This window comes from Candidatus Palauibacter australiensis (assembly GCA_026705295.1).
Classification (GTDB): domain Bacteria; phylum Gemmatimonadota; class Gemmatimonadetes; order Palauibacterales; family Palauibacteraceae; genus Palauibacter; species Palauibacter australiensis.
On sequence record JAPPBA010000110.1, the window covers coordinates 1 to 21,035 of the forward strand.

The 21,035-nt window shown below is 68.3% G+C and carries 10 protein-coding genes; all 10 read right to left on the reverse strand.

Features of this window, described 5'->3' with window-relative positions; all coding sequences use genetic code 11:
- Positions 1-233: 233 nt before the first annotated feature.
- Complete coding sequence (locus OXN85_08435; protein ID MCY3599984.1) at positions 234-7,388, reverse strand: SDR family NAD(P)-dependent oxidoreductase; 7,155 nt, start codon at positions 7,386-7,388, stop codon at positions 234-236.
- Complete coding sequence (locus OXN85_08440; GenBank protein ID MCY3599985.1) at positions 7,385-9,175, reverse strand: B12-binding domain-containing radical SAM protein; 1,791 nt, start codon at positions 9,173-9,175, stop codon at positions 7,385-7,387. The genes OXN85_08435 and OXN85_08440 overlap by 4 nt, the downstream gene beginning before the upstream one ends.
- Before the next feature lie 44 nt (positions 9,176-9,219).
- Entirely contained in the window at positions 9,220-9,495 is a 276-nt protein-coding gene (locus OXN85_08445) for a hypothetical protein (protein MCY3599986.1), read from the reverse strand.
- An 85-nt stretch (positions 9,496-9,580) separates the two neighbouring features.
- Positions 9,581-11,353, reverse strand: a complete 1,773-nt coding sequence (locus OXN85_08450) for a hypothetical protein (protein ID MCY3599987.1) — start codon at positions 11,351-11,353, stop codon at positions 9,581-9,583.
- The gene (gene cysC / locus OXN85_08455; GenBank protein ID MCY3599988.1) at positions 11,353-13,233 is read right to left on the reverse strand and encodes an adenylyl-sulfate kinase; all 1,881 of its coding nucleotides are present in this window, start codon (positions 13,231-13,233) and stop codon (positions 11,353-11,355) included. The genes OXN85_08450 and cysC overlap by 1 nt, the downstream gene beginning before the upstream one ends.
- Positions 13,233-14,117, reverse strand: coding sequence for a sulfate adenylyltransferase subunit CysD (gene cysD, locus OXN85_08460; protein MCY3599989.1), 885 nt, complete (start codon positions 14,115-14,117; stop codon positions 13,233-13,235). Before cysD ends, cysC begins: the two co-directional genes overlap by 1 nt.
- Before the next feature lie 20 nt (positions 14,118-14,137).
- Entirely contained in the window at positions 14,138-17,350 is a 3,213-nt protein-coding gene (locus OXN85_08465; GenBank protein ID MCY3599990.1) for an efflux RND transporter permease subunit, read from the reverse strand.
- The gene (locus OXN85_08470; GenBank protein ID MCY3599991.1) at positions 17,347-18,654 is read right to left on the reverse strand and encodes an efflux RND transporter periplasmic adaptor subunit; all 1,308 of its coding nucleotides are present in this window, start codon (positions 18,652-18,654) and stop codon (positions 17,347-17,349) included. The genes OXN85_08465 and OXN85_08470 overlap by 4 nt, the downstream gene beginning before the upstream one ends.
- Before the next feature lie 9 nt (positions 18,655-18,663).
- Positions 18,664-20,241 carry a TolC family protein gene (locus OXN85_08475; GenBank protein MCY3599992.1) on the reverse strand — a complete coding sequence of 526 codons (1,578 nt, stop codon included), beginning with the start codon at positions 20,239-20,241 and terminating at the stop codon, positions 18,664-18,666.
- Complete coding sequence (locus OXN85_08480) at positions 20,238-20,927, reverse strand: TetR/AcrR family transcriptional regulator (GenBank protein ID MCY3599993.1); 690 nt, start codon at positions 20,925-20,927, stop codon at positions 20,238-20,240. The genes OXN85_08475 and OXN85_08480 overlap by 4 nt, the downstream gene beginning before the upstream one ends.
- Between the last annotated feature and the right edge of the window lie 108 nt (positions 20,928-21,035).

The window sequence follows — 21,035 nt, forward strand, 5'->3', positions numbered from 1 at the left end:
ATTCGTGAGCGAGCAGGTCTCGCACGAGGAAACGACCGACGAATCCGGTTGCGCCGGTGACCAGGACATTGCGAAAGTCGGCGGGCGAAACCGCGGGAGCCGGGGTTGCATCGGCTAGCGCGGCGCGAACGGATCGGCGCAGGGTGGTGAGATCGCGCTGGCAATCGGGCGGCAGGGTCCCTACCAGTGGCGGCACCTGGTGCCTTGTCGCGGATGCGCTGGCCATGGCGGAATCAGTCACCCGCGACAGGACCGGCGCTCGGCACCGTCGACGAAATCACTCGTCGCGCGGATCCGTCGAAGCCGTGAACCGGGGCGGGTTCATCCTTTGGGAAGTGGTCCTCGAACCTGTTCGCGAAGGGCGAGCGCCGCCGGCGTACCCGGTGTTCGGGTTGCCGTGAGACCTCCGCCGACCCGTCGGTTTCGGCCGCGGTCTCACCCTCCCCATCCGATTCGGCTCCGTATACGATCATCTCCGCCAGTGACAGGGCGGAGGCGGTCGTCATCAGCTCGAGGGCGCTCACCTGCCGGTTGAACTGGGCCTGGATGAAGGCGCCGAGTTCCGCGACCGAAATCGAGGTGAGCCCGAAGCTCGACAGCGGCTCGGCGACATCGCCCTCTTCGTGCCCGCAAAGCTCGGCCACCTTGGCGGAGATCTGCGCGACGACGCTCTCGAGGGTCAGTTCGCCGCGCACGTTCACCTCGAACGCCGCCTGGTTGTTCAGCAGGCGCCCGTTGCGCATGTAGTCCGGGGAATCGACGGTCCACGCCGGGTTGGAGAAGAGCGCGGTGACCAGATGGTCATGCCCCGTCGTGCCCCGCTCCGGCGTGCCGGGCTCCGGCGTGCCGGGCGCCATCGCGCGCAGGGCGTAGTCGAGATTGGCGATCGCGAAATTCGCGCTCACCGTCGTCATTCCCGCCGCGCGCATCATCCGCATCACGTGGAGGCTGCGCGCCGCCATCCCGACCTCCGTGACGGGGCCGAGGTTGTACGAAAACCCGGGCAGCCCCTGCCGGCGACGCCAGGCCGCCAGCCCGTCCAGAAAGGCGCTCGCGCTGCTGTAGTTGACCTGCCCCACGTTCCCGAACGTCGAGGCGATCGACGAGAAGAGGACGAAGTAGTCGAGGGCGCAGTCGGTCGTGGCATCGTGCAGGTTCAAAGCGCCGCGCGCCTTGGGCGCGAACACATTCTCCAGGGACTCGGCGGAAGTGTCGAGGAACGAGCGGTCCTCCAGCGTTCCGGCGAGGTGGAAAACGCCCTTGAGCGGCCGTTGCACCCCGGCGATGCAGCGGCGCACATCCTCCGCGTCGCGCACGTCGCCCGAAACGATCTCGATTTCGTAATCGCCGGTCATCTTCGACAGCGTGGTCGTCTGGCGGAGCCACTCGACGCTCCGTCGACGCTCCGGATCGCGGTCCATCAGGGTGACGTGCCGGGCCCCCGCCGCGATCAGGTAGGGCACCAGGCGCAGCCCGAAACCGCCCAGCCCGCCCGTGACCAGGTAGGTGGCCTCCGGGTCGAGGAAGGGGCGCGTGTCCGCGATCGCGAACCCCCGATTCGCCGCGTCGGACGGCGTCTTCAGGACCAGTTTCCCCTGGTGCCGGCCCGTCGTCATCAGGCGGAGCGCCCTGGCGTAGTCGCCGTACCCGTAGGCGGTGAGTCGCGGTGGCGGCACCGCACCCTCGTTCATGAGGTCCAGACAGGCCTGCGAGAGCATGTGCGACAGCACCGGATCGTCGAGCATCAGCCGGTCGACGTCGATCGCGGCGAAGCGGAGGTTCTTGCGGAAGACCCGCATGCCCAGCGAGTTGTCCGTGAAGATGTCGACCTTCCCGATCTCGCAGTGCCACCCCGATGGCCTAAGGGCCTTGAGGCACAGGGCGATGTGGTGGCCCGCGAGCGAATTCAACACGACATCGACGCCTTCGCCGCCCGTTGCCTCCATCAGGTCGTCGTACCACTCGTGGCTGTGCGAATCGAACGCCCCGCGCACGCCCATCTCGAGCAACTGCTCGCGCTTGCTCCGATTGCCGGCGGTCGCGTAGACCTCCGCCCCGACGTGGTGCGCCAGCGCGATCGCCGCCTGTCCGACGCCGCCCATCGCGGAGTGGATGAGGACCCGCTGTCCCTCCTTGAGACGGGCCAGGTGGATGAGCGCGTAGTACGCGGTCACGGTGACGGAGAGGGACGCCGCGGCCTCCTCCATGCTCAACCTGGGCGGCTTGAGGAAGGCCAGGTGCTCGTTCACGACGATTCGGTTGGCGATGCAGCCGCCCGTCGTGACGGCCACCTCGTCTCCGGGGCTCAGGCGCTTCACGTCCGGGCCGGCGCGGCGTACGACGCCGCTTCCCTCGATGCCGACCTCGCGGCCCAGCGCCGAGCGCTCGTAGGCCATCGCGGGGAGGAGCCCCAGCGTCACCATGACATCCCGAAAGTTCAGCGCCGCCGCGGCCATCTCGATCTCGACGTCGGAGGGTCCGAGCGGGGGCAACGCGGTGGTCGCCACCTGCAGGCCGCTCACCTGACCGGGGTTGTCGAGCCGGAGCCGGTAGGGGGGATCCGCTTCCGCGGGCACGAGCGGCCAGCGATCCCGAACGCTCACGACGCGCGGCACCCACAAGCGTCCGTCCCTGATCGCCAGCTCCCGCTCGCGCGGGTCACACGCGTCGAGCCGGGCCAGCGCCTCCAGGTCGCCGGCGGCGCCCAGATCCACGAGACGGAAGTCGATCTTTGTGTCCTCGGCGAGAAGCTCGAGCGCCAGGCTGCGCACGGCTCCCCACAACGCGCTCCCTCGCGGCGCCTCCACGCCGCAAACGGCACCCTGCGTCACGACGTTCAGGCGACAACTCCGGGTCGCGCTCTCCAGCCGGAAGGGCGCGAGGGCCTGGAGGAAGGCGACGAGGCGCCACACCGCTCGCTCGCCCGTCGGATCATCCAGGTCCGCCCCGACGAAGAAATCGATCGCCTCGAGGTCGGCCCCCGACGGCCACTCTTCCAGCGATGCAAAATCTCCGCCCTCGATGGCGCTCCCGGGGACGCGATACGCTTCGGCCAACTCGAGTTGCGCAGTCCACTCCGTGGCCAGGCTGCCGGGTTCGCCGATCACCCAGCGGGGACCGGCGGCGCCGACCGAAGCGGCCGTCGGCGCGGGATCCTCCTGCGCAGCCTGCAGGAGCGTCGTGCGGGAGCCGGCATGAAGAGTGGTCCAGCCGTTCCCCGGCTCGATGACGTCGCTCTCGGCATGCGAGATGAGCGCCAGTCCCCCGGGCACGGCCAGCCGCTCGAGAACCGCCCACGCTTCGGCCCAGCGATCCCCGGCCGCTCCGTCTTCGCCCGCGTCACGGTGCAGAAGGATGATTTCGGCCGCGGCGGGCCGTAGCAGACCCGTCGCCATGTCCGTGTCGAACGCGCCCTCCGCCGTGGCGTCCAGCGACGCGAAGCGAATCGCGGCATCACGGTGGTTGAAGGCGTCGTAGAGTGCGCGCGTGGACTCTTCATCGGCGCCTAGCAGCCAGTACTCGCTCTGCGCGTCGGGGCCGGAGAGATGCTCCAGGCATCGCTCGAGCATGGTCCGCTCCGCGTCCCGGCGGCCGGCAATCTCGATGACGTGACAGGCGTACGGGTCGCCTGCCGCACCCTGTTCGAGGGCGGCGATGAGGGCGGCGGGATCGACGTCTCCGTCCCGGATCGCCTCTCCGATCCGGGGCGCCGGCGGCACGAACTTGGGTTGCCAGCGAATGAGGTGCTTGCTGTCGGGGACGTCGCTCCAGCGCGGATTGCTGTTGAAGGAGTGATACTCCCCGATGTGCGCGAGCAGCTGCCCGGTATCGGTGTCGTAGAAGCTGAGCCGCCCGATGTACAGCTCGCCGAGAGGCTTGTTGTACTGGCCCCGCTCGTCCACGTCGAACCAGTCGCCCGTATCGACGAGAAAACAGGTGATGCGCGGCCCCGTCGGGGGGCGCACGAACGTGATGTCGCACGCCCGCTGCGGCATGGAGAAGAAGTCGGGCAGCCGCATCAGGTAGCGTAGAAAAATCTGCAGCCCGCCGTCGGTGAGCGGGGGATAGAGGAGATATCCCTCCTCGCGGCCGGACGCCCACAGTTCCTGATCGACCTCGATCTCGAACAGCAGGTCCGTCGAATCCGAGTCCATCTCGATCCGCTGGACGCTGCGGAACTCGGGGCCGAACTCGAAGGCATCCCCGACGACCGCTTCAATCTGGTCGTAAAACTCCTCTCCCGTCGCGAGGGGCGAGGGATCGAAGTCGGAAGCGAGGACATCGTTCAGGGTCGGGAATGCATCGACGGCATGGTTTTCATCCACGCGCCGCACCCGTCCGCGGCAGTGCAGCGTTCCCGCCTCATCGTCCTCGAAGGATCGGGTGGAGATGGTGAACGTGAACTGGCCGGGGGCGTCGGGTACGGGGAACAGGGCCGTCTGCAGCCGTACCGGCGTCGGGTTCACCGGCGTGTGCTGCAGGAACTCGATCTCCTCGATGTTGATGGGATCCCCGGAGAACGCCTGCAGCAGAAGCTCGATGTATCCGGCGGCCGGAATGATCGGGGCCCGGTGGACGCGGTGGTCGGTCAGCCAGGGAAAGTCCTTCTCGGAGAGCCGCGCCTCGAACAGGACGTGGTCGCAGGCGACGCGGTGTCCGACGAGCGGGCCGTGGGAGTACTCGCCGCGCCGGACGAAAATCTCGTCGTCCACCAGGTCATCGCTGGTCGTGGTCTCTTCCTTGGGATGGCCGGGAAGGAGATGAGCGATGGGTTCCGGGCGCGGATACTGCGAGGCAAAATCCAACGTGACGCCGGCCCGGTAGAGGTTCCCCATGGCCTCCTGAAAGCGCGGGCACGCATCCTCATCCTTCATCAGTGTGGGGAGACAGGCCGCGGCTGGGCTGGCCGCTTCCAGACACTGCCGGATGAGCGGCTGCAGCGCGCCGTGCGGGGCGATCTCCAGGACCACGTCGGGCCGGCATTCCCGCCTCACGGTCTCCATCGCTGCGCCGAAGAGCACGCGGTGCCGGATGTTGGACCACCAGTAGGCGTTGTCCAGACGCTCGACCGTCGCCCCGGTGACGGACGACACCATGGGCACGTCGAAGTTGAAGTCGCATTCGTTCAGGAAGGCGAGCGCCTGAAGCGCGTCGTCCCGCAGCGGATCCATGGCGCTGGAGTGGAATGCGATGTTCCCGGGGATCAGCCGGTTCTGCAGGCCGCGCCGGTCGAGTTCGGCCATCACCGGCCGCAGCGCGGATTCCCTCCCGCAGATGACGGTGTTGGCGGGCGAGTTCTCGCAGGCGATCTCCACCTCGGCCTGCCGGTGGTCTTCCAGCAGGTCCTCCACACCCGGCCGGTCGAGGCCGACCGCCAGCATCCGACCGGAGCCGGCCACCCGCTGCTGCAGCGTGGCGCGGTGGTAGACGAGCCGCGTGGCCTCGGCGAGGGAAAGCGCCCCGCTCGCGTACGCCGCGGCGACTTCGCCCGAACTGTGCCCGACGGCGCAGTCCGGATGCACACCCCATGTCGCCAGCAGCTCCACCAAGGCACACTGGATCATGAAGATGGCCGGCTGGGCGAGCTGAACCTCGTTCAACTCCTCCTGGCTCGCCGAGAAACAGGCGTCGCGCAGCGACACGTCCGAGTGCTTCCGCCACTCGTCCTCGATGGCGTCGACGACCCGCCGGAAGACGGGGTCGGCATCGTACAGATCGCGTCCGCACCCTGCCCATTGCGTGCCCTGCCCCGAGAACACCATGGCCACCCGGCGCTCGCCCGCTTCCACCGTTGAGATCGGGGAGGGGTCTTCCGCGAAGGCGTCCAGTGCCTCGACCAACTCCGGGCGGCTGCGGACGACGAACGCCGCACGCACGGGGAACTGGGCGCGGCGCCGGCCCAGGTTGCCGGCCAGCGTGTAGAGGTCGATCTCCCGCCCATCCAGAAACTCCCGCAGGCGTCGTGCGCTCTCCTCCAGGGCCTTCGGCGTCCGCGCCGAGAGAGGGATCACGTAGCCGGTGTCCGGCGCCAGCGGCACCGACCACGCCCTGGATGGGTCCGGCCGGTACTCCCGCACGACGCAGTGTCCGTTCGCGCCGCCGAACCCGAAGGAGTTGATCCCGACGACGACCGGGTGGTCGGGGAATGGCTCGCAGGCGGTCTGCACCTCCATCGGACCGCGGTCGAAATCTATCTCCGGATTTGGAATCAGGTAGTTCTTCGAGATGGGGGCGAACGTCCGCCGCCGCATCATGAGGATGACCTTCAGCAGCGCACAACTGAACGCCGCGGCCTCGAGGTGTCCCACGTTGCTCTTCACGCTGGCCACGCGGAGCGGCACCTCGCGCTCGACGCCGCCGAACGCCTCGGCAATGGCGTTTCCTTCGATGCGGTCGCCCACGACCGTGCCGGTCGCATGCGCCTCCACGTAGTCGAAGTCCTCCGGCCGCAGTCCCGCCCGCTTGCAGGCCTCGCGCATGAGTTCGACCTGTGAATGCCGCGTCGGCGCCGTGATGTAGCGCCCCTGGGCGAGTCCTGCGGCGTCATCGGCGGTCCCGGCCGTGTTGACCGCCGTGGCTTCGATCGCCGCGAAGATGTGATCTCCGTCCCGCTCTGCCGCTTCCAGCGGCTTGACGGCGAACACGAACGCGCCTTCGGACCGCATGTAGCCGTTGGCGTCGGCGTCGAAGGAGTGACAGCTGGCGTCGGGACTGATGACGCCGAGTGCGTTGAAGGAGGCGCTGCAGCGGGCGGAACCCAGGTAGGTGGCGGCACCCACCAGAGCCTGCTCGCAATCGCCCTGACGGATCGCGTTCACCGCCGTGTGAAGCGCGGTCAGCGACGCCGAGCAGGCGGTGGAGGTCGCGATCGACGGACCCATGAGGTTGAGATGGTAGGAGATCCGGTTCGCCAGCATCGAGGCATCGATGCTCAGGATGGAGAACTCGTTGGTCCCGAACAGGGCGCGCCAGTTCGCGGTGGAGGCGACCTGGGCTCCGATGAAGACGCCCGTGCGACTGTTGCGGAGGGCGTTCAGGCTCCAGCCGGCGTGTTCGCAGCTCTCCCACGCGCAGCCCAGTAGCATCCGGATCTGCGGGTCCATGTAGGCCATTTCGTGATGGGAGACCCCGAACAGGCCCGGATCCATCCGCTGCTCGAGGTCGTCGCGGAGCAGCCCTTCGTACGGACTGCCGAAACGACCCGGGCCCGAGAACCGTCCGACCGGCTGGTAGCCCCGGCCGTAGCGCTCGGTGACAGGCTCCTGGACAACCTCGCGTTCGCTGAGGAGCCGCCAGAAATCGTCGTCCGTGCGGATGCCGCCGGGCATCCGGTAGGCATAGCCGACGATGGCGATGGAAGCGCCGGATGTACCTGCGATGGAAGTCACATGGCCTCCGCCCGGCGGTCGCGCGCTGCGGCTCCCAGGACGGGCAGCCTGGCGTTCGCCGGCCCGGCGGGTCGCGGCTCCGAAGTCAGCGCGAGTTCGAAGTCCGCCAGAGCCTCGCGGACACCGTCTCCGGCAAACCGGAACTCGGCGGGGATGGCGTTCCGGCGCGCCTCCGCGCGCTGCATGGCCTTCCGTCTGAGACGGTCCTCCGGACCCGCGGCCGAACCGGGATCCCATCCGGCTTCATGGAATGATGCCGACTCCGACTTCAGGTAGTCCTTGAAGCCGCGGAGAACGGTCTGCTGGCGCGTGAACTTCTCGCAGTGATGCCCCGTGGCGGCCAGGCTGATGGCCAGCGGCAGGAGTCGAGGGTGGTCCCTGGACACTTTGGCGATGTAGCGCGAAAACGGCGGGAGCTGTTCCGGCGTGAGGCGCCGGCGGATTCCCATGATACCCGCATAGAGGATATGCCCGGCCACCGGCTTGTGGAGGTGCGGTACGGGATTGAGGTGGTCCAGCAGAGTAAGGCAGCGGTCGAAGTAGTTCTCCAGCGTCGAATCGTAGATGGTCCCGATGACCCGGAGATACCCCTCCACCAGCGTCCCGGCATCCATTTGCGGCTTGAAATTCAGCGAGGTGTCGTCGATTGCGACGGGTTTGTCCAGCAATCGATTCTCGCGCTCCAGCCGGGTCCAGAGGTTCGTGCCCTTGAGCGCGGTCAGCAGCCCGATCAGCGCCATCGGAATCCCGGTTTCCTGAATGAAATCGATCTGGGCATCGAACGCGTTGTCATCGTCGTCGTCGAGCCCGAGGATGAAGCCGCCCAGAACCTGCATGCCCTTCCCTTGAATCTTGCGCACAGCCTTGAACAGGTAGTCGTCATCGCGCGTGTCGATGTTCTGCGGTTTCTTCATCTTCTTGAGCGCCTTCGGGTTGGGCGTCTCAATGCCCAGGAAGACGGAGTCGAAACCGGCCTCGATCATGACATCCATCAAGTCGTTCATCCGGACGAGATTTACGCTCGCTTCCGTGAACAGGGAAAAGGGGTGGTCGCGCTCCTTTTGCCATTCGGCGATCGCGGGGAGGAGCCTGGAGACCTCGCGCTTGTTGCCGATGAAGTTGTCGTCGACAAGAAAGAGAGGGCCCCGCCATCCCAATGCATACAGAAGCTCGAACTCGGCCACCATTTGTTCCGGGGATTTCGTTCGGGACACACGGCCGTACAGCTTCGTGATGTCACAGAACTCGCAGTCGAAGGGGCATCCCCGCGAGAACTGCAGACACATCGAGTAGTAGTCGTTCAGGTCGATGAGGTCGAAACGGGGAAGCGGAGCGAGGGTCACATCCGGCCTGCGCGGAGCACGATAGACGGCCTGCGCCGTCCCGTTCTCCAGGTCGCGAAGGAAGTCCGGGAAAGTCTCCTCGACCTCATCGAGCACGAAATGATCGACGCCCTCCATCTCCTCATGAAACGTAGTGGGATGCGGACCGCCGGCGATGACGGGAACCTGCGCGCGGTTGCAGCGCTCCACGACCCGCTCCAGCGAGGGGCGTTGCGGGATCATGCTCGACGTGAAGGCCAAGTCCGCCCACTCCAGGTCGGCGTCCTCGAGCGAAGTCACGTTGAGGTCGACCACGCGCAGGTTGTACCGCGATGGGAACATCGCGGCGACGGTTAGCAAGCCTAAAGGAGGAAAGGCCGCCCTGATTCCCATGATATCCAGGGCGTAGTTGTGGCCCCAGTATGTCGGCGGGTGCCTGGGATAGAGCAGCAGCGCGTTAGGCATGCGAAACCGGAGGCTCGCGCGATGCGCGGGTCAGTCCGCGCGAATCAGGAACCCTCGACAGCCCCTCGCACGGCCTCGTCGGCAGCGTCGAACAGCATCTTGCGCCATTTCTTCCGCTGATTCCGGAGCGCCTTCACCATCTCCCACAGCGCGTCGCGGACCCGCTCCACCGCCTCCTCTTTCGCTTCATCGGACAGCGCCTTGCCGCTCGTGAACTCGTACTTCTCGATCGCGAAGTCGGCGATGTCCAGGATGTTGTCTCCGACGACCGCGTAATCAACCGCGTTCCTCATGGCGGGGGCCTCTCGTGGCTCGCTCATCCGGTTCATCCTCGTGGAATGGGTTTCTGGGGTTGCTGATCCTGCCACAGAATGAATGGCCGTCGGGAAAAATAGTCAACCGCATTCACGTCACTCCCCTCTCCCCCGCGGACCAGGCGCGGTCCACGTGCACGGTCAGGATGTCGGCGTTGTGGTACTGGTGGTGCTTGACGGAGGAGGCGTGATGCCGCAGCAGCGCCAGCGACAGGTCCCGCTCGCTCGTCGGGTCGGGGCGGTCCCCGAGCAGGGCCATCTGGTTCTCCAGGTTGCCCTCGTGCGTCGCCGCGGTGAACTCCAGCCCGGCGCCGAAACGGAGGTTCCGGGCCACGACGCGCAGCCGGCGCTCGCCAGGGGCGGGGGCGTGTTCGTCCTCTTCCTGGCGCAGGAGGCTGAGAAGCGCCTCCTCGGCGGCCGCCCGCAGGCGGTCCGTGGCCTTGCCGCTCCACTTGTATCTGGCCGCGAAGTCCGCGAGGAACCCGTCGAGTTGCGGAAGGTTCTCCGGGCGCAGCGCCATCTCGGTCCTGTGGCGCCGGGGTCCGGTCACGTCGAGAAACAGGTTCAGAAGCAGGATGGACAGCCCGCCCACGGTGAGACCGTTCGCCAGCATGCGGCCCATGGGCGTGGCGAGGTAGGCGGGGAAGATGGCCTGGAACTGGATCCCCGCGCCGATCCAGAACGCCAGGCCCGCGATCAGCGAATACTGCCGGTCGATCCCCTCCTGGAAGAGGATCCGCATGCCCTGGACGAAGATGAGGCCGAAGATGACGGTCATGTAGGCGCCGAGCACGGGCGCCGGGATGGACAGGATGACGGCCGTGATCTTCGGCACGAAGGCGAGCGCGATGAAGCCGACACCGATGACGACGCCGACGCTCCGGGCGGCGACGCCGATGCCGCTCGCGATCGCGATCCCGGCGAAGTAGGGCCACGGCGGCAGCACCCCCGCGAGCCCGGACAGGAGCGTGCCCGCCCCGCAGGCTGCGACGGACCCCTGGACCCGGCGGAAATCAACCGCCCTCAGCTCGCGCCGCGAGAGGCGCTGCATGCGGACGTTGTCGGTCACCTGCCGGATCACGATCACGAAGGACAGGAAGAGGAACCCGGGCAGGAGCAGCCAGAAACTTCCGTCGAAGCTCAGGTCCAGGCCGGCTGCCGGAAGAGTGGGGATCCCGACCCAGCGGGCTTCCGCCACGCGTCCGAAGTCGACGATCCCGAACAGCGCGGCGGTCACGCAGCCCGCGCCGATCGCGATCACGGCGTTCCACGCCCGCACCCACCGTTTGCCCCGGAGCATGAGGCCGACGACGCACAGCATGGTGACGGCGGCGACCGTGGGGGCCGCGACCGGCGGAGCGTTCTCCGGCACCCGCGTGAGCATGGCAAACGCCATGGGCATGACGGTCACGGCCACGAGCGCCGTCAGCGTGCCCGACACGACCGGCGTGATGATGCGCCGGAGCAGCGCCAGACGGGCCGCCAGCGCGAGCTGGCACAGCCCCGCGACGATGACGAGCACCCCGAGCAGCGCCGGTCCGCCCGCGACGAGCGCAAGCACGCCGACCCCGATCGAAGCCCCCGAAGCGCCCATGATGGTCAGCGTTCCCCCGCCGATGCCGACGAAGCGCTTCGCCTGGACGATCGTGAGGAGGCCGCCGATCACCATGCTCGCGAAGATCGCCCAATAGAGGTATTCGTCGCTCTGGTTCGCGACGCGCGCGACGATCGTCGTGACCACCACCACCGGCACGCACACGAGGATCGCTGTCTGCGCGCCGAGCACGAGGCTCATCGCACGCGGAGGACGTTCGTCGGCCGCGAACCGCAGCTTCGCGACATCCAGGGCGGGTCCGTTCGCCATCAGCGATCCTCCGTCACGGGAGTTGGGTACTCGCCGTCGAGTCTTTCGACCAGCAGGTCCACACATTCTTCCGCGGAGAGTGTTTCCGTGTCCAGGCGCAGATCGGGTTGTTCGGGCCGTTCGTAGGGACTGTCGACTCCCGTGAAGTTCCTGATGTCTCCTCTGAGCGCCTTGGCATAAAGTCCCTTGGGGTCACGCTCCGCGCACGCCTCCAGCGACGCGTCCACGAAGACCTCGACGAAGTCGCCGGGCTCGAACAGGCTGCGGGCATAGTCGCGCTCCGACCGGAAGGGGCTGATGAAGGCGACGATGACGATCAGCCCCGCATCGACCATGAGGCGAGCGACCTCCGCCACTCGCCGGATGTTCTCCACCCGATCCGCCTCGGTGAAGCCCAGGTCCCGGCACAGGCCGTGGCGCACGTTGTCCCCGTCCAGAAGATACGTATGCCGGCCCTCGATGGTCAGGCGGCGGTCGAGCAGGTTGGCGATGGTGGACTTCCCCGAAGCGGACATCCCGGTCAGCCACACGCACTGGGCGCGCTGGAGCTTGAGCCGCGAGCGGACATCCTTCGAGACGTCCAGGTGCTGCCATTTCACGTTCGCCGACCGCATGAGCGGGAAGACGATCGTGCCGGCGGCGGCCGTCGCGTTCGTGGCGCGGTCGATCAGGATGAAGCCTCCCAGCTTGCGCGACTCGTCGAAGGGCGCGAAGGGCACGGGGCGGTCGGTCGCGAGGTTCACGGTACCGAGGTCGTTCAGGCGCAGCACGGAAGCGGCCAACTCGTTGCCGTTGGACACGTCCAGCCGGTGCCGGATCCGGGTGACGGCGGCGCCCACTTCCCGCGAGTGGAGCTTCATCGTGTACCGGCGGCCGACGGCGAGGGGCTCGTCGTGCAGCCAGACGAGGCGCGCCTGGAACTGGTCCGCCACCTCGACGGGCTCATCGGCGGCCACGACGACATCGCCCCGCGTGACATCGACATGGGGAGCCAGGGTCAAGGTCACGGAGTCGCCCCGGGTGGCGCGGTCTCGGGTGCCATCCCCCACGACGATCGACGCCACACGGCTCCCGGTTCCGGCGGGCGAGACGCGTACGGCATCGCCGACCGCCACCGAGCCCGCGGCTACGCGCCCGCAGTACCCCCGGAAGTCGGCGTCCGGCCGATTTACGTATTGGACCGGCATCCGAAAGGGCTCGCCGCCGCGCGCGCCGCCGACCTCCACGGTCTCGAGGTACGCAAGGAGTGTCGGGCCTTCGTACCACGGCGCCGACGTGCCGTTTCGGGTGAGGTTGGCGCCGGTCAGCGCCGAGACGGGAATCGCCTCGACCGCGGCAAGGTCGATCTCGTCGGCGATGGCGCGACACGACGCGCGGATCGATTCGAAGACGTCCCGGTCCCATTCGACGAGGTCCATCTTGTTCACGGCGAGCACCGCGTGGCGGACGCCGAACATGGCCGCGATCCGCGTGTGCCGCGCCGTCTGCCGCAGAACCCCCTTGCGCGCGTCCACCAGGACGACGGCCACGTCGGCGGTCGAGGCGCCCGTCGCCATGTTGCGCGTGTACTGCTCGTGGCCGGGCGCGTCGGCCACGACGAACCGGCGACGCGGCGTCTCGAAACTCCGGTACGCGACGTCGATCGTGATGCCCTGTTCACGCTCGTCCCGCAGTCCGTCGACGAGCAGGGCGAAATCGGTCGCCTTCCCCTGCGTGCCGTAGCGGGCCGAGTCGTGTTCGACGCGCCTCAGTTCGTCGGAAAAGACCTGCCGGCAATCGTACAGCAGCCGGCCGATGACGGTGCTCTTGCCGTCGTCGACGCTACCGCAGAGCACGAAGCGAAGGGTCGGCGGCACGGGCGGCGGCACGGGCGGCGGCATCAGAAGTAGCCCCGCGTCTTCTTGAGTTCCATCGAGCCGTCGCGGTCATGGTCGATGAGACGCCCCTCGCGTTCGGAGCGATCCGTCGCGAGCGTCTCCGCGATGACCGCGTCGAGCGTCTCCGCGTCGCTCTCGACGGCGGCCGTCAGCGGGTAGCAGCCCAGCGTCCGGAAGCGGATGCGCCGTTGCTGCGGCTCCTCGCCCGGGCGCAGCGGCATCCGGTCGTCGTCGACCATGATCCACCGTCCATCCCGCTCGACGACGGGACGCTCGGCGGCGTAGTAGAGCGGAACGATCGGGATCTCCTCCGCGCGGATGTACCGCCAGACGTCCGCCTCGGTCCAGTTCGAGAGCGGGGAGACTCGCAGCGATTCGCCGGGCGCCAGGCGCGTGTTGTACAGGTTCCACGGCTCTGGACGCTGCGCCTTCGGATCCCACCGGTGCGCCGCGTCGCGCAGCGAGAACACACGCTCCTTGGCGCGCGACTTCTCCTCATCCCGGCGCGCGCCGACGAAGATGATGTCGTATTCGCCCTCGTCGAGCGCCTGCCGCAGCGCGACCGTCTTCATGATGTCGGTGTAGCGATCCGACCCATGGTCGAACGGATTGACGCCCTCGCGCAGCCCGGCATCGTTCGTGTGAACGCGGAGTTCCAGGCCCGCTTCCGCCGCCGTTCGGTCCCGGAACGCGATCATCTCCCGGAACTTCCACGTCGTGTCGATATGGAGCAGCGGGAACGGCGGCGATGCCGGCCAGAAGGCCTTCCGGGCGAGGTGCAGGAGCACGGACGAATCTTTTCCGACCGAATACAGCATCACGGGCCGCGACGCCGCCGCGAGGCCCTCCCGGAGGATTTCGATGGCTTCGGACTCGAGCGACGCCAGCCAGGCGCCCGAGAGATCGTTCAGCGCTCGAACCCTCCCGCGGCCAGGCCCAGTTGGGGCTTTCGCCGCCAGCGAACGAAGGCCCGCTTCGCCCGCACCGTGAACGTGTAGTTCATCATCGCCAGGGCCGGCACGGCGAGCATGATGATGAAGGTGGCGAACAGGATTCCGAACCCGAGACTCACCGCCATGGGCGAGAGGAACTGCGCCTGCGTGCTGCGCTCGAGGATGATCGGCGACACCCCGAGGAAGGTGGTCACGGAGGTCAGCATGATGGGCCGGAAGCGGACCTTGGCTCCCTGCACGATCGCCTCCGACATGGGGAGCCCGCTTCGGTGCCGCTCGTTGATGAAATCGATCAACACCAGCGAGTCGTTCACGACCACGCCCGACAGGCCCACGAGCCCGAACATCGAGAGCATGCCGAGGTCCAGTCCCATGATCAGGTGCCCGATCGCGGCGCCCACGAGCCCCAGCGGGATCGAAGCCATGACGACGAGCGGCTGCAGGTACGAGCGGAAGGGGATGGCGAGGAGCGCGTAGATCGCGAGCAGGGCGAGCAGGAAACCGCGGGCGATCCCCTCGAACGCCAGGGTCTGCTGGCGCTGCTCTCCGCCGAACCCGTAGCGAAGGCCCGGGTATTGGGCCTGCAGTTCCGGCAGGATCGCCGAGGTAATCTCCGTGTTGACCTCCTGTCCCGTGATCACGGCCGCGTCCACATCCGCCGTGACCGTCACGATGCGCCGTCCATCGATCCGGTTGATCGTCGATGACGCGACCCCGAACGACACGTCCGCGACCTCCGACAGCGGCGCCTCGCCGCCCGTCGGCGTACGGATCCGGTAGTCCTGCAGGTCGGCGAGCGTGTTCCGCTCCGATTCCGGGAGCCGGACGTAGACGCGCACTTCGTCGCGGCCCCGCTGCAGGCGGTAGACCTCGTTCCCGAAGAACGCCCCGCGCACCTGGCGCGCCAGGTCGTCGAGCGTGATCCCGAGTGTGCGCGCGGCGGGCTTCAGCTCCAGCTCCAGCTCGCGCTTGCCGCGGCCGCGGTCGTCGCGGACCTCCGCCACGCCCGCGATGCGAATCAGCCGGTCCGTGAACTCGGGCACCGCCGCGTTCAGCATCGCCGTATCGGGATGGGAGAGTTCGACCTGCACCGGCGACCCCAGGTCGATGAGGATGGAACTGAACGTGAGTTCCCGCGCGCCCGCGACCGGGCCGACGCGCTCCCGCCAGGCCCGCTCCACCTCGATGGCCGGCAGATCCCGGATCTCCGGATCGGTCAGCCGCAGGCTGACCTCGGCGATGTTCGACCGGACGAAGCTCGCTTCGGCGCTCATGCCGGGGCCTCCGGCCTGCGAGGGACGCTGCCCGATGCTCGTGAACACCGCCTCGACCAGGGGCGGCTCGTCGTCCGGCAACTGCGCTTCGAGTTCCGCGATCGCCGCGTATCCCTGCCCCTCCACGTAGCTGGCCACTTCCGCGGTGCGCTCGCTGGTCGTCCCCTCGGCCATCTCGATGTAGGCCACGACCTCCTCGCCCTCGATCACGGGCAGCAGGCTGAACCGGAGATGCCGTCCCGCCACCAGCCCCCCCACGATCATCAGGGAGGAGAGGGCCCCGAGCACGGTCAGGCCCGGCCGCCGCACGGCGAAGCGCACGGAACGCTCCAGAGGACCGTCGATGAAGCGCTGCAGGTTCGTCTGGACGAGCGTCTGCAGGCGGTAGACGGGCCCCAGCCAGCCTCCCTTCCCGCGGCTCGCGCCCGGCTCCGGGAGGTGCGAGAGGTGGTACGGGAGAATGAACAGGACCTCGACGAGCGAGAGCAGCAGCACCGAGATCACGATCGCGGGGATGACGTAGAGGAACTTCCCGAGGCTGCCGGGCACGAAGAGCAGCGGGGTGAACGCCGCCACGGTCGTGAGCACGGCGAAGATTACCGGCACCGAGACGCGTCTCGTGCCCTTGATCGCCGCCCGCAGCGCGGCCGCTCCTTTCTCCCGTTCGGCGAAGATGTTCTCTCCCACCACGATCGCGTCGTCCACCACGATCCCGATCGCGAGGATGAAGCCGAACAGCGCCATCATGTTGATGGAGATGCCGGCCCACGCCATCACCGCGAACACGCCGGCGAAGGAGAGGAAGATCCCGACCGCGGTCCAGAACGCGAGGCGCAGGTCGAGGAAGAGGGCCAGCGCGATGAGCACCAGGATCAGACCCAGCCGACCGTTCTTGATGAGGAGGTCGATGCGGCTCTGCAGGTACGAGGCTTCGCTGCGCCAGATGCTGTAGTCGACGCCCCGCGGGAGCGAGATCGCCAACTCCTCTTCCAGGTAGCGCTCGACCTCGTCGGAGATCTCCAGGACACGCTCGTCTCCCGTCCGCAGGACCTGGACGAAGGCCGTCGGCTGCCCGTTGTAGGCGTTGATGAGGTCTACGTGCTCGAAGCCGTCCTGGATGTCCGCGACGTCGGAGAGACGGAGCATCGACCCGTCGACGTTCGCCCGCACGACGATGTCCGCGAAGTCCGCCCGGGTGTAGTTCTGGCCCCGGATGTGGACGAGAATCTCCTCGCGGTCGGTCTCGACGCTCCCGCCCGGAAGGTCGAGGCTGCCGCGCCGCACCGCCGCGGCCACCTCGTCGAGCGTCAGACCGTGGGCGCGCAGGGCCGCCTTCGACACCTCGATCGAGATCTCGTACTGCCGGACGCCGGAAACGCGGACGAGCGAGATCGTCGGCAGCGAGGTGAGGTCATCCTTGACTCGGTTCGCGATCTCCTTGAGGGTTCGCTCGGGGACGTCGCCGAAGATTGCGATCTCCATGACGCGGCCTTGCGCGGCCAGCGCGACCACCTCCGGCTCCTCCGCATCGACGGGAAAGCTCGTGATCCGGTCGATGGCGGACTTGATCTCGTCCAGCGTCTTCGACTCATCCGTGCCCAGCGACAGTTCGGCGAGCACGATGCCGACACCCTCCGAGGCGGCGCTCGTCACGCGGTCGACGCCCTGGATGCCGGTGATCCGCTGCTCGACCCGCCGCACGATTGCCTGCTCGACTTCGTCGGGCGACGCTCCGGGGTACTGGACCTGTACCTGAATCGTGTCGAGGGAGATCTCGGGGAACGTCTCCTGGGGCAGACTGACGAGGCTCACGAATCCCGCCAGGATGATCAGCACCATCAGCAGGTTCGCGGCGACGCCATGCTTGGCCATCCACCCGATCGCCCGCCTCATGAGCCGTCTCCTTCCCGCTCGTCGCCGTTGGCGCCCCGCTCCCACGGCTCGGCGCTCTCCAGCAACTGAACCGGCCGCACCGTCATGCCCTCGGTGACGAAGAGGAGCATCGAAACGATGACCGGGGTGCCATCCGGGATGGGTCCGAGCACGACGGCTTCATCGTCCACTTCCTGGATCGGCTCGACCGGCGTCATGACGAGGAGCGTGTCGTCCGCCACCGTCCAGAGGACATCGCCGTCGCGGACGGCGGCGGCCGGGACGACGGCGTACTCTTCGAAGCTCGTGCCTTCGATGTCCACCGTCGCGTAGCTGCCGATCAGAAGCGGGGGGCGGCGGGGATCGTCCTCCGGGGGCGTGAACGGTTCCGGGACGGCGACGACCACGTCAACCGTTCGGGTCTGCTCGTCGAGGGCCGCCTCCGCCCGGTCCACGTATCCCGACCACGCGTACTCGACCCCGCCGTACTCGGACACGATATCGACCGGGATGCGGGTCGCCGCGTCGCCGGCGCGCGCGTTCCACAGGCGTTCGATCAGCGCCGCCTCGTTGTCGCTCAGCGGCACGACGATCTCCACCGCGTCCGTCGCGTACAGACGGCCGACGGCCTGGCCCGCCGCGACGAACTGTCCGAGGTCGACGGTCTCCTCGCGGACGATCCCGTTGAACGGGGCCCGGATCCAGGTCCGTTCCAGCGCCAGGCGCGCGTCTTCCAGCCTGGCCCTGGCGCTCCTCAGGGCGGCGGCGGCCGCATCGAGTTGCGGCTGCCGCGTGACGAGCGCGTTGGGCGGCGCCGGGTCTAGGTTCTCGCGGGCGGCGAGCCGCCTCCATTCGTCGAGCGCCAGGCGCGCGTTCTCCTCGGCTTCCAGCAGTGCCACGTCGCGCTGGGCGACATCCGCCTCCGCGGCCTCGACGGCGTTCTCGTAGTCGGCCGGGTCGACCCGCAGGAGCGGTTCGTTCTCGACGAAGCGCCCGCCGCTCACGAGGGCGGGCGCCGTCCAGATCACGCGCCCGCCGACCTGCGACGCGATCGTGACCTCCGCGCTGGGACGGACCGTGCCGCCGCCCCGCACCTTGATCGCGCCCTGCGTCACGCGGGCGGGCACCGTGCTGACCGTCGGGATCACACGTGGCGGCTCCACCTCCGCCGGTGCGGCACGCATGCCGAACAGCAGCGCGAAGCCGAACACACCCACGCCGATGACGATCGCCCCCTGTACCAGCCGCTTCATGAACGCGGGCGGGGCGACGGGCGCCCCCGTGTCCCCGGCCTCGTGCGGCGTCTGCCGCGTTTCGTCTTCCATTGTTCCGCCCTATCTCCGGTCTGGGAGCGACGCCGCGCCCCCCGTGTCGTCATTCGTCTCGACGTCCTCTACATCCTCGACATCTTCGGCCACCCACGCGCCGCCCAGGGCGCGATGCACGGCGAGCCGCGCCTCCCCGATGCCGCGTTCGGCGAGCACCCGGGTAGTTTCAGCGCCGTTCAGGTTGACCCTCGCGTCCAGGTATTCGACGTAGTCCCCCACCCCGCTCTGGTAGCGCTCCAACTGGTTCTCCAGCGAGGCGCGGGCGTCGGCGACCTGTTCCATGACCTGCGCGTACCGCTCCCGCTCGTTCTCGAACTGCCGCAGGCTCGTCCGCACCTCCCGGTAGGCGCCCAGGACCGTGCGCGCGTAGGCGATCAGCGCCTGGTCGTACTGGGCCCAGGCCGCCCCGAGGTTCGCCCGCAGGCGGCCGCCCTGGAAGATCGGCGCGACGAGGCCGCCGATCAGGTTCGTGAACCACTGGTCGACGAACCGCAGATCTCCGAGTTCGCCCGCCTGGCGTCCCCCGGCCCCGTTCAGGGAGATCGTGGGGAGCAGTTCGGCCCGGCGCGCCCCGACCCTGCGGCGCGCCGCCTCGACGCGCTCGAACGCGGCCATGACGTCAGGGCGATCCTCGAGCAGCGACACCGGCAGCCCGCCGGGAATCGGGGTCGTGTCGACCGCCGGCTCGAGTGTCGGCGGTAGAAGATCTTCGATCATCCCCGCGTACCGTCCCACGAGGAGGGCCAGGCGCCCTTCCGCATCGTCCACGGCCGTGCGCAGGCCCGGCAGGTTCGACTCGGCGGTCCGGTACTGCTGCCGGATCGCGTAGAGTTCGAAGGTGTTCGTAACGCCGGCCTGATACCGCTCGCGGGTGAGTTCGGCACGCTCCCGCAGCAGATCGACGTTGTCCTCGGCGATCGCGAGCTGGGCCCGCGCGGAGACGACCTCGAGATACGTCGAGATGGTGGACGCGATGACCGTGAGCCGCACGGTCTCCGCGTCCGCGCGCGAGGCCAGGAAGTCGCGGACCGCCGCCCCGGATTCGTTGCGCAGCCGGCCCCAGAAGTCGAGTTCGTAGGCGAAGCCGAGCGAGGCCGAGTACGTCGTGAACTCGAACCGGTCGGGGAAGTTGAAGCTGAGCCCCGCGATCGGGCTCTCGCCGCCGTCATCCCCGTCGCCCCCGAACTGCGACCCGAGCCCCGTATTGGCGGGGGTGCTGGACCGGTTTCCGTTCGCGTCGAGCGTCAGCGCCGGGAAGAGCGGCGCCCGCGCGATCCGGTACCGGTGCCGCAGTTCCTCGAGCCGCGCGACGGCTTCGTGCAGGTCGAGGTTCGCGACGAGCGCCGTCTCGATCAGGCGGTCCAGCGTCGCGTCGTCGAACGCTCGCCACCAGTCGCGGGGCTCGGGCGCCGCCTCGGCCGGCGGAACGTCCGTATCGTACGCCGTCGGCAGTTCGGCGACCGTGGCCGGAAGTCGGGGGCCCGGCGCGAACGAACACGCACCGGCCGCCGCGAGAAGAAGAAACCCGGCCGCTCGCGGCCAACCGCGCGCGCCAACCCCGGAGACCGCCGTCGCGGCGCTCACGCGAGTTCCTCCCGCCGGGCGCCCCCGGTCGGCCTCAGGCCCGCGAGCAGGAGGTCGACGATGTGCGCCTTCCGTTCCTGCAGGAAGCGATCGAAGTCCTCCACGGCGCGGGAGTGGAAGAGACGCACCGTCGGGAGAGCGACGAACGGAAACAGGCATGCGGACACGATCGTGAGCAGCGTGTGCCGGAGGTCGATCTCCCGGATCTCGCCCGCCCCAATGGCTGCGCGCAGCCGGTCCTCGAGCAGGAGTCCCGGGACCTCCTCGCGCGCCTCGATCGCGGCCGCGAGGTGTCGCTCGAGGACGCCGCCGCCGCACAGACATTCGTTCAGCATGAGGCGCGCCATGTCCTGATGTTCGTAGATGTAGTCGATGTAGCCGTACACGAAGGCGCGGAGGCTGTCCTCGACCCCCTCCTCCGCCCGCAGCGACTGGCTGAGCCCGGCCATGAACTGCCGGCACCCGTGCTCGAACACGGCCTCGTAGAGCTGTTCCTTGGTGCGGAAATAGTAGTGCAGCAGCGCGCGATTGATCCCCGCGTGATCCGCGATCTCCTGCAGTCGAGCGCCGTCCCGCCCCTTGCGGGCGAACACCGTCAGCGCGGCGTCGAAGATCCGCTGTTCGGTGTCCGGCGGCCGTTGTTCGGTATCGGGCGGTCGTGTGGCGGCCGGAGCTTGCGGCACCATCGCAATCCTCGCGTTGTCCAAATCGTTTAACAGTCTTGTCAAGAGGACCCGGACCCTAGTCACGGCTCGTACCGCGCGCAAGTTTCCCGCGGGCGAGATGCATCGCGC

Bases quoted from the DNA above. Each gene is read 5' to 3' on its own strand.
- OXN85_08440 (MCY3599985.1), bottom strand. From the start codon at position 9,175: ATGCCTAACGCGCTGCTGCTCTATCCCAGGCACCCGCCGACATACTGG.
- OXN85_08445 (MCY3599986.1), bottom strand. From the start codon at position 9,495: ATGAGCGAGCCACGAGAGGCCCCCGCCATGAGGAACGCGGTTGATTAC.
- OXN85_08450 (MCY3599987.1), bottom strand. From the start codon at position 11,353: ATGGCGAACGGACCCGCCCTGGATGTCGCGAAGCTGCGGTTCGCGGCC.
- cysC (MCY3599988.1), bottom strand. From the start codon at position 13,233: ATGCCGCCGCCCGTGCCGCCGCCCGTGCCGCCGACCCTTCGCTTCGTG.
- OXN85_08465 (MCY3599990.1), bottom strand. From the start codon at position 17,350: ATGAGGCGGGCGATCGGGTGGATGGCCAAGCATGGCGTCGCCGCGAAC.
- OXN85_08470 (MCY3599991.1), bottom strand. From the start codon at position 18,654: ATGGAAGACGAAACGCGGCAGACGCCGCACGAGGCCGGGGACACGGGG.
- OXN85_08480 (MCY3599993.1), bottom strand. From the start codon at position 20,927: ATGGTGCCGCAAGCTCCGGCCGCCACACGACCGCCCGATACCGAACAA.